Here is a 13396-nt window from a genome sequence, read left to right on the forward strand (position 1 = left end):
ATTAGTTTTATTTTACCATAAGTCAATAAATATTAAAAGATATTAGTTCAAATCAGAATAAAAGTCACTAATTTCTCCATTTAAATAAAAATATTTTTTGCTCTCTAAGTTTGGGTCTTCTTCCAAAATTTTTTTCACATCACCTGCTGCATATTTTAAAATTGTTTCGTCTCTAAAGGGATCTGCAAGCCTTAGGTTTGGCATGCCCGATTGCCTTGTGCCTAAGATGTCTCCAAAGCCACGAAGTTCCAAGTCCTTGTTGGCAATGTAAAATCCGTCATTGGAATCCGTCATGATTTTCATCCTCTCCCAAGAAATTTCGCTCTTGGAAAGATTATAAAGTATGCAATAAGACTGATGAGTTCCTCTCCCCACTCTACCCCTTAGTTGGTGAAGAGTGGAAAGTCCAAAGCGCTCTGCATTATAAATCATAATTACACTTGCATTTGGCACATTTACTCCAACTTCTACAACAGTTGTTGATACAAGTAGATTTATTTTATTTTCAGCAAATTCATTCATTATTTTATTTTTTTCCTCTGCCTTCATTTTCCCATGAAGAAGTCCAATTTTATAGTCAGAGAAAAACTTTTTTAATTCTTCATAAACTTTTTCTACAGCCTGTAAATTTTCATAATCTTCATTTTCTTCAATTAAAGAACAAATAACATAGGCTTGTCTTCCCTTTTCTAACTCTGATTTTATAAAGGCAAGAGATTTTTCTAGCATATTTTCATTTACTGCAATAGTCTTAATTGGTTTTCTGCCCTTTGGCATAGTCTTTATGACGGAAATGTCTAAGTCTGCATAGAGAACGAGACTTAAACTTCTTGGAATTGGCGTTGCAGACATTACAAGAGTAGCTGCATCCACATTTTTATTTTGCAGCATATTTCTTTGGACTACACCAAAGCGGTGCTGCTCGTCAATTACATTTACTCCAAGCTTTTTAAAAAGCACATTTTCTTCTATAAGAGCATGAGTTCCAATTAGAATATCAATTGAACCCATCTCCAGATTATCTAGGATGTCTCTCTTTGCACTTTTTGTAGTTGAACCAATGAGTAGAGAGACCTTTACTCCAAAGGGTTCTAAGAGCTCTACAAAGGATTCAAAGTGTTGCTTGGCTAAAATTTCTGTTGGCGCCATAATAGATGATTGATAGCCATTTAAATAAGAAAGATACATTATTATAATGGCAATAATTGTCTTACCGCTTCCAACATCACCTTGAATAAGTCTATTTATTGCCTTTCCCTTTTTCATATCAGAGAAAATTTCATCTATTGCCTTTTCTTGACCTTCTGTTAGTTTAAAGGGAAGTTTATTTATAAAGTCATAAATTTCATCTTTTATTTCAAATTTTATGGCATCTCGCCTTTGATTTTGAAATTTATTTTTTAAAATTGAAAGTTCAAATAAAAATAATTCTTCGTAAATTAGTCTCTGGCGTGCCATAATATAATTTTTTCGGGACTTTGGATAGTGAATGGCCCTTATGGCTTCATTTTTACTAATAAAAGAATATTTTTCTAAAATTTCCTCTGGCAAATTTTCATTAAAGAGATCTAAATCAATTATTTGACCAATTAAATTTTCAAAGACAAAATTATTTAAGCCTTCAGTTAAATTATATATGGGAGAAATTTTTCCAAGCTTTTTTAATTTATGTAGATCTTCGATTTCTGGACTGGTTATGCTAACTCTTCCCCTAAAAAAATCTGTCTTGCCATAGACAAGATATTCTCCTCCAATTCTTATGAAAGAATTTAAGTAAAAGGCATTGAAAAAAGAAAGCTCAACTTCTCCACTATCATCTTCTGCCAAGAAAGTAGTAAGAGTCAGACCCTTTCTTATTCTCCTATTTTGAAGTTTTGATAAAATTCTCACTTTGAAGGTATTTTTTTCGCCAATTTTTGCCTCTGAAACTTTATTAATTTTTGAGCTATCTTCATATTTTCTTGGATAATATAAAAGTAAATCAGAAATTGAATAAATTCCAAGTTTATGAAGAAGTTTCTCTCTTTTTGGTCCAATTCCCTTTAAATTTTTTATAGAGTCACTTAATTTAAGCATTTTTTCACCTAAGATAAAAGCCCAAAGAAAAACTTCGGGCTCATAAAAATTCTAATTATTCTAATGAAAGGATGTAATAATAAATTGGTTGATCTCCCTTAATTACATCTATGTCAATATCTGGATATTTTTCTTCAATAGCCTGGCGAGCCTTTTCGGCGTCTTCTTCTTTAACATCTTCCCCATAGAAAAGAGTTACAAGAGAAATATCTTCATCCATTAGCTTATCCACAGTTTCAGTAACAACATCAAAGACAGTTTTTCCACTAGAGATTATTTCCTTTGATGCAATTCCTATAATGTCATCTTTATGAATTTCCTTTCCACCAATAGTTGTATCTCTAACAGCATAAGTTACTGATGCGTCGATTACACTTCCTATAGCTTCTATCATATTTTCCTTATTTTCATCTTTATCCAATTCCCCATTAAAGGCAAGCATAGCTGCAATACCTTGTGGAACAGATTTTGATGGAATTACAATCACTTCTCTATCAGAAATATCTCGTGCTTGTTCTGCTGATAAAATAATATTGCTGTTGTTAGGAATAATATATATAACTTTTCCGCCAACTTTATCTATTCCCTTTAAGAAATCTTCTGTTGATGGGTTCATTGTTTGTCCACCAGACACAACATAATCAACGCCAAGAGATTTAAAAGTTTCTGTCATTCCACTTCCCATAGAAACAGTAATGAAAGAATAATCTTTTTCTTCAATTTTTTCTTCCTCTTCTTCCTTCTTTTTGGCTTCAGCAACTTCGCTGTCGTCAAAGAGAACTTCTCTATGTTGATATCTCATGTTGTCAATTTTAATATCTTGAAGAAGACCAAGTTCGCAAGCGTGTTGCAAAACAATTCCTGGGTCATTAGTGTGAACGTGAACTTTAATAATATGAGTCCCGCCACCACCAACTACAAGTAAACAGTCCCCAAGAGTAGCAATTTTTTCTCTAAAGGAATCAATATCTTCGTAATCTGTATTTATAATAAATTCAGTACAATATCCATATTTAAGAGATTTATCAGCTTCAGTAAATTGAATTTCTTTTTGTGCCTTTTTCTTTAAAGTTTCATCTTCACTTTGATCAGCTATGTCTTCCCCCTTTAAAACTTTTAGTGCACCTTCAAGTAATACAACGAGACCCTTACCTCCAGCGTCAACAACATTAGCCTCCTTTAAAACTTCAAGAAGATTTGGCGTATTGTCAAGAGATTTATTTGCCTCAACAATTACATCTTCCAAAAATTTTACTGGATCTTCAGCCTTTTTATAATGTCTAATGGCAAAATCAGCAGTTTCCCTACCAACTGTAAGAATAGTTCCTTCAATTGGCTTCATAACAGCCTTATAAGTTGTCTCACTAGCCTTTTTAAAAGCATGAGCAATTTCAGAAGTGCCAGCTTCATCTATTCCTTCTAAACCTTCAGAAAAACCTCTTAAAAGTTGTGAAAGGATTACTCCACTATTACCCCTAGCTCCCATAAGAGCTCCACGAGCAGCTGCAGCAGAAACATCTCCTACTGAAAAATCTCCTTCTAAAGCATCAATTTGTTTTAAGGCAGATTTTGATGTAAGGCTCATGTTTGTACCTGTATCACCATCAGGAACTGGGAACACATTTAAAGCGTTAACCTCTTCCTTTCTGGATATTAGATAATTTACAGCCCCTTTAAAAATTTCTTTTAATAAAGGACCATTAATTTTATTTATTTCCAAAATCTTACCTCCACTATTTAAGTCTAATGCCTTCTACCAGAACTTCTATATTATCAACTTCAAGTCCTGTTAAATTTTCTATATTAAACTTAACTCTTTCTATAATATTTTCTCCAACTGTAGAAATTTTCACTCCATATTCAAGAACAACATGAAGTTCTATATTTATTTCATTTTCTTCAGTGTTTACAACAATTCCCTTCGATAAATTTTCAAATCTCAAAAGTTCAAAAATTCCATCTGCGGCATTTTTTGATGCCATTCCAACAATTCCGTAGCTTTCCATTGCTGAAATTCCAGCTATGTTTGCAAGTACGTTATCTTCTATCACAATATTTCCAAGTTCTCTATTTATAATTGCCGGCATGAGGGCACCTCCTTATCTAACTTATTATAACAAATTTTACAAAAGATTACGAGAATTTGAAAAATTCCTTTGTAAAAAATAATAAATTAGTGTAAAATAAGAACATATTGAAAAAATTATTTGCACTTTGCAGCATTTTTTGATAAAATATTTGTTGCTTAATGACTAAAGGAGGTGCGTTATGGCTAAAATATGTGAAATATGTGGAAAAGAAAAAAAATTCGGAAATAAAATTTCTTTCTCTCACTCTCGTTCTAACAGAAGCTGGTCTCCTAACATTAGAAGAGTTAAGGCTGTAGTTAATGGATCTACAAAAAGAATCAACGTGTGCACTAGATGTTTAAGATCTGGTAAAGTAGAAAGAGCTATCTAATTAAGGATCTAAATTAAGATCCTTTTTTTGTAGCATTTACATATTCTAAATGTGATATATTTTATTTTAATAAAATTTATGAAAAAAGTTCCCTATCATCAAGGGAACTTTTTCTTTATCTTAAAATTTTTTTACTTAGATAATTTATCTAAAATAATTTTCCTAATATCCTTAATTAAATATAAAGAACCGCACCATAAAATCATGTCGCCTTCTTCAGCAAGAGAAATAGTTTTTTCAACAGCTTCTTCTCTATTTTTTATTGGGTAAATTTCTTTTTTTGAAAACTTTTTAAATTCACTTTCAAGTGAAACCAAATCTGTATGCCTTTCATTATTAATTTCTGTTAAGACAATTTTATCAGCAATATTTTCAATTTTTTTAAGTATGTGTTCATGATCTTTGTCTTTTAATAAACTAAATCCTAAAATAAGTTTATTATACTTAAATTTTTTTACACTCTCTTCTATTCTTTCTATGGAATCTAAATTGTGAGATCCATCAATTACAATTAGCGGATTTTTAGATAGACATTCTGTCCTTCCAATATTTTTTGCATTTTTTAGTCCCAATTTTATTTTTTCTTCATCAAGTTTATATTCTTCTTTTAAAAAGTCAAGGACCATTAGTGCAAGGGAAGCATTAAGTGCTTGATGTTCACCTATTAGAGAAATTTCAACATTTTTATAATTTCTAAAATTAAAAATATTTCCAAGTTCATTAGATCTTAAAATTTTAACTTCATCCTCATTAAATTCTTCAAAATCAGAATTTTTTTCAAGACTTATTTTTTTAAGTTCACGTCTTGCAGCTTCTTCTTGTGGATAAGAAAATATATGAGAATCTTCTTTTATTATGCCGCCCTTTTCACGAGCGATTTTTTCTATTGTATCTCCCAAAATATTTGCGTGGTCGAGAGAAATGTGACAGAATACTGGAATTGACTTTTCCATTACATTTGTTGCATCAACTCTTCCACCCATGCCAACTTCCATTACTGCAAAGTCAAGATTTTTTCTAGCAAAATAAATATAAGAAATAGAAGTTAAAATTTCAAAACCACTTACAAAAATTTTTTTCTCGTCAAGTTCTTCAACTTTTTCTCTTACTTCTGTAGCAAGATCTGCAAAATCTTTTTCAGAAATTTCTACATTATTTATTTCAATTTCTTCACGAATATTAGTGATATAGGGTGATGTAAATTTTCCAACTTTATAATTATTTTCAATTAAGGCATTTGAAATAAAACTGGCAACTGATCCCTTTCCGTTAGTGCCAGTAATGTGTATAATTTTTAATTTATCTTGTGGCTTATGGAAAATGTTTAAAAGCTCTTTTATATTATCAAGTGTAAATTCACCAAGAGGTATATTTCTATTTTCAAGCCAAGTTACTGATTCAGTATAATTCATAATTATCTCCTTTAAGAAAATAGTACCAAAATTTTTATTACTATTCAACATTTTAGTGTACCAAAATTTATTTAATTGTGGTAAAATAGAAAAAATAATTATATGGAGGTAAAAAGATGAATAATGAAATTCGTACTAGAGATTTATTCGTAATCGGTTTTGCACTTTTTGCAATGTTTTTTGGTGCCGGAAATCTGATTTTTCCACCTTATCTAGGACTTATATCTGGTCCACAATGGTGGGTCGGATTCCTGGGATTTACAATTACTGATGCAGGATTAGGATTACTTGCAATTATTGCTCTTTCTAAATATGATGGTAACTTAAATGTACTAGCTTCAAGAGTAAATAAGACTTTTGCAATTATTATTTCAACAGCAATTATTTTATGTATTGGACCTTTCCTTGCTACTCCAAGAACTGCAGCGACTACTTACGAAATTGGTATATTGCCAATCTTTGGTGAATCTGTAAATAGATATTTGTTCTCTGTTGTATTCTTTATAATAGCTTGCCTATTGAGTATAAGACCTAGCAAAGTTGTTGATATAGTTGGAAAATTTTTAACTCCTTCACTAATTCTTTGTATGGCTGTTCTTATAGTAAAGGGAATTGTAAGCCCAATTGGTGAAATTGCAAATACTACTATGATCGATAATGTTCTTGAAAAGGGAATTACAGATGGATATCAAACAATGGATGCTATTGCAGGATGTATGTTTGCTCTAGTTGTACTAAATGCCGTTAAAACTAGAAATTATTCTTCGCAAAAATTAGAAATTAAAGCAACTATTTTATCTGGTATTATCGCAGCAGTATGTCTAGCAATTATTTATGGTGGACTACTATATCTTGGCGCTCAAACTTCAAGCCTTGGTGTATATGATATTAATACAGACAATACTAAACTTCTTGTAGATATTACAAATAGAGTTCTTGGTGGAGTTGGTGTTTATATCTTGGCAATCATAACTGCCCTTGCCTGTCTTACAACTGCAATTGGTTTAATTTCAGCTGCAGGAAATTTCTTTAATGAACTAAGTAAAGGAAAAATTTCTTATGAAATTATAGTTGTTATTTGTTCAGTTGTATCTTGTGCTATTTCAGTTCTTGGTGTAAGTCAAATTATAAAAATTTCAGCACCAATTCTTGAAATTCTTTATCCATGTGCAATGACAATAGTTTTGATAGGACTATTTAACGAAAAAATCAAAAACGATATTGTATTTAAAATTCCAGCAATTGTATCTCTAATTTTTGGACTTTTATTTGTACTAAAGGGAATGAATCTTTTAGGAAGCTTTGGAGATGTTTTGGATTCTTTCCCACTTACTAAGTTTGGTCTTGGTTGGGTTGTTCCAATGTTAATTGGTCTTGTTATTGCAATTGTGATTGCAAGCATGAAAAAGACAAAGACAGCTTAAATTTAAATATTTATAAAAAAAGAAACTCTTCTTACTTATATAGTAAAAAGAGTTTTTTTCTTGCAAAAATTTATTTATATTTCAAAAACTTTTTGAATAACTTCTAAAATATTTGAAAGTTTTATAAGTTTTATATCCTTATAATTTTCTTCTTTAGCACTAGCATATTTTGAAATGTATGCTTTTTTAAAGCCCATTCTCTCTGCTTCTTTTAGTCTCACATCAAGACTTGGCACATTTTTAAGTTCGCCAGTTAGTCCTACATCGGCAATAAAAACAGAGTTTGCTTCTACGGGCTTATTGAGAGTAGATGAAACTATTGAAATCATTACAGATAAATTAGATGCTTGTTCCTTTACCTTAATTCCACCAGTTGATTTTACAACAATATTTTTGTCTAAAAATTTTATTCCTGCTCTCTCTTCCAAGATGGAAACTAAGGTGTTTAAATGTTCCCTTCTTATAGATTCAGAAATTCTTGAGGGATAAGGGAGAAAGGTCTTTGAGGCAAGTGCTTCTGTTTCCAAAATTATTGGTCTTGTCCCCTCTCTTATAACAGAAAGAGAAGATCCAGGTACTTGTTCACTTGCTGATCTTTTAGTCATAAAATATTCTGATGGATTGTCAATAGATATCATGCCCTTTTCAGTCATAGAGAAAAATCCAATTTCTCCAGTGGAACCATATCTATTTTTTGTAGTCATTAGTGATCTTAAATCTTCAGATGAATCTCCGTCAATTAATAAAACTGTATCCACTAAATGCTCAAGAGATCTTACTCCAGCAAGTTCATCTTGCTTAGTCATTTGTCCCACAAGAAAAACCATGCGGGGCTTTTCTAGGTCCTTGGCAATTTCAGTCATCTTGTAGGCACACTCCATTGTTTGAGTTGGCGTGCCAGGTCTTTGTGGAAATTCGTCTAGGGTAAAAGTTTGAATTGAATCAATAATAATCATCTGTGGATCAATTTTTTCAACTTGATCCAGAACAGAATTAAGAGAAGTTACTGAATAAACCCAAATATTATCAGAAAGCTTATCCAAAATTCTCTCTGCCCTCATTTTTATTTGCGTTTCAGATTCTTCCCCTGATGCATATAAAACTCTCATGCCCTTATTTGCCAGGTCATTTGCCACTTGCATAAGTAGAGTCGACTTACCAGAACCTGGCTTTGCGGTTAAAATGCTGACAGAATCTTTTACAATTCCGCCACCCATAACCCTATTAAATTCTTCAATGCCTGTCATAACTCTCTCGTCAGAATAAGTTTCTACTGCCCTTAGTTTAAGGGCATCTTTTTTTATTTTTTTATTTTTTGAAGGAGTCTTATCATTAGACTCCTCCTCTTTTTCTTCTAAAGTATTCCATGAGTTACAATTTGGGCATTTCCCAAAAAATCCTTGGGAAATATATCCGCATTTACTGCATTGATACACTATTTTCTTTTTCATTTTTAGCCCTTTTAGTCTTTTTAACTTTTTCTATTTGAACCTTTTTGTATTTTACATTAACAGAAATTTCATCGCCATCTTTTATATTTCCATCTAAAAATTCATCGGCAATTTTATCTTCAATTAGTTTTGTAATAGTCCTTTGAAGTGGTCTTGCACCAAAGACTTTGTCATAACCTTCCTCAACTAAAAAATCTATAAGCTTATTTGTATAATTTGTCTTTATTCCCATTTCAGAAAGTCTATCACTTAATTTATCAAGCATATTTTTTACTATATCTTTAATTTCAGCTTTTTCAAGAGCTTTAAATATTACAACATCATCAACTCTATTTAAAAATTCAGGTCTAAACTTTTCCTTTAAAGATTCATTAATAATTTTTTTCATATTTTCATATTCGCTTTTCTTAACTGAACTTTCAGAAGTTGAAAATCCAAGAACTGAATTTTTGGCAAGGAGATTAGCTCCTGCATTTGAAGTCATAATTATAACTGTATCTTTAAAGTTTACAGTTCTTCCCTTGGAATCTGTCAATCTACCTTCATCTAAAATTTGTAGCAAAATATTAAAAATGTCTGGATGTGCCTTTTCGATTTCATCTAAAAGAATTACTGAATAGGGATGTGTTCTAACTGCTTCAGTTAGTTCTCCGCCTTCTTCATAGCCAACATATCCTGGAGGTGACCCCACAAGTTTTGAAACTGTGAATTTTTCCATATATTCAGACATATCAAACCTAATCATATTTTCTTCTTTACCAAATAAATTTTTGGCAAGGCTCTTGGCAAGGAAAGTCTTACCAACACCAGTTGGCCCTACAAATATAAAGGATCCAATTGGTTTATTGGGATCTTTAAGTCCAATTCTTGACCTTTTTATTGCCTTGGCAAGAGTTTTTACAGCCTCATCTTGACCCTTGGCATCTTCTTTTAATTTGTCGTCTAAATCTCTTAGCTTTTCAGTTTCTTCTGCAGTCATTTCAGTAACAGGTACCTTTGACCAATCAGATACAATTTCGGCGATAAGTTCTGCTGTAACTTCTTTTTTTGATTCTTTTTCTTGAAATTTTTCTATTTCTTCTTTATATTTTTTTTCGACTTGTTTTTGCTCATCACGTAGATTTGCAGCTAGCTCATAATCTTGATTTTTTACTGCTTCAGATTTTTTATTTTCAATTTCTTCAAGTTCTTTTTTAAATTCTTCTTCAAATTCAGGAATTTTGTAAGTTTCAATTTTTAATTTTGAACTTGCCTCATCAATTAAATCAATTGCCTTATCTGGCAAAAATCTATCATTTAAATATCTATCAGAATATTTTACAGCAGCTTCAATAGTTTCATCTGGAATTAAAACATTGTGATGTTTCTCATAAATATTTTTAAGTCCCTTTATGATTTTTATTGAATCCTCTACACTTGGCTCGTCTACCATAATTGGCATAAGTCTTCTTTCGAAAGCTGTGTCCTTTTCAATTTTCTTTCTGTACTCGGAAATAGTTGTAGCTCCCATAACTTGTAAAACTGACTTTGTTAAAAGGGGCTTTAAAATATTTGAAGCATCAAGTGATCCTTCAGCTGAACCTGCACCAATTATGACGTGCATTTCATCAATAAATAAAATAATATTTTTGTTTTTTGCAGCTTCATTAGTTACATTTTTTAGTCTTTCTTCAAAGTCGCCTCTGTATTTTGAACCAGCTATAAGCTGAGAAATATCAAGAGTTAAAATTACTTTATCCTTCATTATTTCTGGCACATTTCCTGCAACAATTTCTGCTGCAAGTCCTTCTGCTATGGCAGTTTTACCAACGCCAGGTTCTCCAATTAAAACAGGATTGTTTTTTGTCCTACGAGATAGAACTTGAATTACTCTTTTTATTTCTTTTTCTCTTCCAATTACTGGGTCGATTTTTCCCTCTTCAGCCTTTTTATTTAAATTTGTTGTATATTTTTCTAAGGCTTCTGAAGAAATTTCGCTGCCTTCATCTTCATAATCTTCATAGTCTTCCATATTATTTAAAATATCATTTTCAAGACTTATAATATCTATGCCAAGTCTTTTTAAAACTAATATGGCAACACCTTGACCTTCACGCAAAATGCCAAGAAGAAGGTGTTCTGTTGACACTGCTACTTCTCCCATTTCCTTTGAAACTTCAAAGGCAAGTTCAAAAATTCTCTTTGTCCTTGGAGTGTACGCAATACTTGAAATAGCTGGACCCTGACCACTACTTACAATGTCAAGTGTTGCTTCCTTTGCCTTTTTATAATCTATGCCAAGCTTTGATAATATGTGAGCGCCAGTATCTGTTCCTTCTCTAATTATTCCCAATAAAATGTGCTCTGAGCCTATATATGAATGTCTCTGCTCCCTAGCTTCTTGCTGAGCAAAGAGAATTGCCTTTTGTGATTTTTCACTAAATCTTCCAAACATACTCATTTGAAAACCTCCTTCATGAGAGCTCTCGCCTTATTAGCTCTTAAAATATCTCTTGATTTAAGATCTAACATTGCCCCTCTCTCAATTTGCAAATGTCCATTTCTAAGTTTTTTAATCTCCTCATAAAAATCAAAATCTCGATTTGCCTTTAAAATGGAAAGCTCAATTCCAAGATTAATTGTAGACATGGACTGCATCATCTCTTCTTCCGACAACAACCTTGCATGGGCAAGAACTCCAAAGGCTCTGTTTACCATATCCTCAAGAGTTATGATGTTGTCTAAATATAATTTTTTTCTATTTTCCCTTTCAACATCGGCAATTTCTCGCGCGATGATTTTTAATTTTTCAATATAAGACTTTTCCTCTTCGCCAAAGGTTGACTCAAAGGAAAGAGTGTAAATACTTGCCAAAGCCTTGTTAGAGCTATCTCTATAGGAGGCAAGAGTGTAGCCAAGTCTTGATAGACCTCTTGCAATTTCTTCGATACCAAAATAGTTTAGGGCAGGTAGATACAATAGTACAATGGGCTTTAAGCCCGTGCCAGAATTTAAAACTCTAGAACTTAAATAACCAAAATTTGAATCAAAGGAAAAATTAATTTTTTCTTCTAACTTTTCTTCCAAAGAATAAATTTCTCCATACAAATCCTCAATTGATTTTGTCCTTGAAAAAGCTTGAAGCTCAATATGTTCTCCTGCATTTATTAAAATATCTGGAGAGTTTTTTTTTTCATAAAATCCTAAATTTTCTCTTTCAACAGTTTTTTTGCCAAGTCTTCCATTTTCTACATATTCAAGTTTTTTTAGAGAAGAAATATTTAAAAGATCAACTTTAGTATAACCCAAGTCACTTAAAATAGGGTCTAGGAAGTCTAAATTTTTTCTTAACTCTTCCTCTGTCATGGTATTTACAAACTTTTTTCCGTCAATATTTCTATATAATTTTAATTTATATCCTAAAATAATTTTAGACACTGACATCTTCCTTTAACTTTTTTATTTCGTCTCTTATTTCTGCTGCCTTTTCATATTCTTCTAAATTTATGGCAAGGTCAAGTTTTTCCTTTAAATCCTCAAGTTTTCTGTTGTAAACTAGATAACTTTCTGCATTTTTTGGAATTTTTCCCCTATATTTTAAATTTATATTAAGTGCATTTAAATATTTTTTAATTTCGTCTCCAAAGGAATCGTAACATTTTGGACAACCGAGAGTTCCTTTTGACTTTAGCTCACGAAAAGATCTGCCGCAATATTCACAGCTTATGTCATCTTCTTCATTATAAGAATTTGCTGTAAACTGAAAAATATTTTTTAGAGCATTTTCAAGTTGAGGAATAATATTTTGATACCCCTTAAAATCCCTTTTAAATTTTTCTTCAGCACAAACTTCGCAAAGATGCACTTCTTCTATTCCATCGTCTTTTATCCTTGTATAGGAAATAACTGATTCTCTTTCCTTGCAAACATCACATAGCATGATCTTCCCTCCTAACTAAAAATAACTAGGAGCATATTTTTTAACAAATCTGCTCTAATTTCATTTTTATTATCACACTCACTAAGAGCCCTGTCTGAGAGAGCAACTTTCATGAGTTCCATCTCCCTTTCAGTCACTTTCTTAAGTCTTAAAAGTTCCTTCAAAAGTTCATCAGAATTATTTTTTGTAATAGAATCTCCTATAAAACTTAAAAAAGTATCAATTGTATCTTCATCATCTTCAAATTTAACCTTTACTATCCTAATGTAGCCTCCGCCGCCTCGCCTTGACTCGACATAGTAGCCCTTAAAGGGCGTAAATCTAGTGGTCAAGACATAATTAATTTGCGAAGGCGCACAGTTAAAGTGGTCTGAAATTTTTGATCTTTGTATCTCAAGAGCTCCACCAGATTCAAAAATAAGTTCATTTAAAAAATCTTCAATGGAGTTAGAAAGCTTTGCCATAATACACTTCCTTTGACTATCTTTGTCTTTTAAATTATAAAAATCTGACTATCTTTTACTATTTCTAGTTTAATATAAAATATTTATTTTGTAAAGCTAATAGCTATTATAAATTTTTATAATAGAATTATTTTAAATAAATACATAAGGTTCTTATAAATATTTCCTAAATTTTAAGACAAAAAAAGGT

General features: G+C 31.4%; 11 protein-coding genes. 2 read left to right on the forward strand and 9 right to left on the reverse strand.

Going from position 1 to position 13396, the window contains the following annotated elements:
* Positions 1–42: 42 nt before the first annotated feature.
* From recG to JOD41_RS01865, 3 genes are read right to left on the reverse strand one after another with little or no spacing between them, the layout of a single operon-like run.
* Positions 43–2076, reverse strand: a complete 2034-nt coding sequence (recG, locus tag JOD41_RS01855) for an ATP-dependent DNA helicase RecG (protein WP_205051346.1) — start codon at positions 2074–2076, stop codon at positions 43–45.
* Between the two features lie 55 nt (positions 2077–2131).
* The gene (locus JOD41_RS01860) at positions 2132–3796 is read right to left on the reverse strand and encodes a DAK2 domain-containing protein (protein ID WP_205051347.1); all 1665 of its coding nucleotides are present in this window, start codon (positions 3794–3796) and stop codon (positions 2132–2134) included.
* 13 nt (positions 3797–3809) lie between these two features.
* Positions 3810–4163: an Asp23/Gls24 family envelope stress response protein gene (locus JOD41_RS01865; protein WP_205051348.1), complete on the reverse strand. Its 354-nt coding sequence runs from the start codon at positions 4161–4163 to the stop codon at positions 3810–3812.
* Positions 4164–4344: 181 nt separating this feature from the next.
* On the opposite strand from JOD41_RS01865, the gene rpmB reads away from it, so the two are divergent.
* Complete coding sequence (gene rpmB / locus JOD41_RS01870; RefSeq protein ID WP_156702044.1) at positions 4345–4536, forward strand: 50S ribosomal protein L28; 192 nt, start codon at positions 4345–4347, stop codon at positions 4534–4536.
* A 131-nt stretch (positions 4537–4667) separates the two neighbouring features.
* Here the strand turns inward: rpmB and JOD41_RS01875 are convergent, their stop codons facing one another.
* Positions 4668–5948, reverse strand: coding sequence for a bifunctional folylpolyglutamate synthase/dihydrofolate synthase (locus JOD41_RS01875; protein WP_205051349.1), 1281 nt, complete (start codon positions 5946–5948; stop codon positions 4668–4670).
* Positions 5949–6064: 116 nt separating this feature from the next.
* On the opposite strand from JOD41_RS01875, the gene brnQ reads away from it, so the two are divergent.
* A complete protein-coding gene (brnQ, locus tag JOD41_RS01880) occupies positions 6065–7372 on the forward strand; it encodes a branched-chain amino acid transport system II carrier protein (RefSeq protein ID WP_205051350.1) in 1308 nt (435 codons plus the stop codon).
* A gap of 74 nt (positions 7373–7446) precedes the next feature.
* On the opposite strand, the gene radA is transcribed toward brnQ, so the two are convergent.
* The 5 genes from radA to JOD41_RS01905 are packed head-to-tail and all read right to left on the reverse strand — an operon-like array spanning position 7447 to position 13206.
* Positions 7447–8823 (reverse strand): DNA repair protein RadA, encoded by a 1377-nt coding sequence (radA, locus tag JOD41_RS01885; RefSeq protein WP_205051351.1) that lies wholly within the window; start codon positions 8821–8823, stop codon positions 7447–7449.
* Positions 8792–11263, reverse strand: a complete 2472-nt coding sequence (locus JOD41_RS01890) for an ATP-dependent Clp protease ATP-binding subunit (protein WP_205051352.1) — start codon at positions 11261–11263, stop codon at positions 8792–8794. Before JOD41_RS01890 ends, radA begins: the two co-directional genes overlap by 32 nt.
* Positions 11260–12240, reverse strand: a complete 981-nt coding sequence (locus JOD41_RS01895; protein WP_205051353.1) for an ATP--guanido phosphotransferase — start codon at positions 12238–12240, stop codon at positions 11260–11262. Before JOD41_RS01895 ends, JOD41_RS01890 begins: the two co-directional genes overlap by 4 nt.
* Positions 12233–12742: a UvrB/UvrC motif-containing protein gene (locus tag JOD41_RS01900; RefSeq protein ID WP_205051354.1), complete on the reverse strand. Its 510-nt coding sequence runs from the start codon at positions 12740–12742 to the stop codon at positions 12233–12235. Before JOD41_RS01900 ends, JOD41_RS01895 begins: the two co-directional genes overlap by 8 nt.
* Before the next feature lie 11 nt (positions 12743–12753).
* Entirely contained in the window at positions 12754–13206 is a 453-nt protein-coding gene (locus JOD41_RS01905) for a CtsR family transcriptional regulator (RefSeq protein WP_205051355.1), read from the reverse strand.
* Positions 13207–13396 lie beyond the last annotated feature (190 nt).

The organism is Peptoniphilus gorbachii, assembly GCF_016908115.1.
In the GTDB taxonomy this organism is placed as follows: domain Bacteria; phylum Bacillota; class Clostridia; order Tissierellales; family Peptoniphilaceae; genus Peptoniphilus_A; species Peptoniphilus_A gorbachii.

Coding starts and splice junctions, on each gene's coding strand:
- JOD41_RS01865 (WP_205051348.1), bottom strand. CDS start 4,163: ATGCCGGCAATTATAAATAGAGAACTTGGAAATATTGTGATAGAAGAT.
- JOD41_RS01875 (WP_205051349.1), bottom strand. CDS start 5,948: ATGAATTATACTGAATCAGTAACTTGGCTTGAAAATAGAAATATACCT.
- JOD41_RS01900 (WP_205051354.1), bottom strand. CDS start 12,742: ATGCTATGTGATGTTTGCAAGGAAAGAGAATCAGTTATTTCCTATACA.
- radA (WP_205051351.1), bottom strand. CDS start 8,823: ATGAAAAAGAAAATAGTGTATCAATGCAGTAAATGCGGATATATTTCC.
- brnQ (WP_205051350.1), top strand. CDS start 6,065: ATGAATAATGAAATTCGTACTAGAGATTTATTCGTAATCGGTTTTGCA.
- recG (WP_205051346.1), bottom strand. CDS start 2,076: ATGCTTAAATTAAGTGACTCTATAAAAAATTTAAAGGGAATTGGACCA.
- rpmB (WP_156702044.1), top strand. CDS start 4,345: ATGGCTAAAATATGTGAAATATGTGGAAAAGAAAAAAAATTCGGAAAT.
- JOD41_RS01905 (WP_205051355.1), bottom strand. CDS start 13,206: ATGGCAAAGCTTTCTAACTCCATTGAAGATTTTTTAAATGAACTTATT.
- JOD41_RS01890 (WP_205051352.1), bottom strand. CDS start 11,263: ATGAGTATGTTTGGAAGATTTAGTGAAAAATCACAAAAGGCAATTCTC.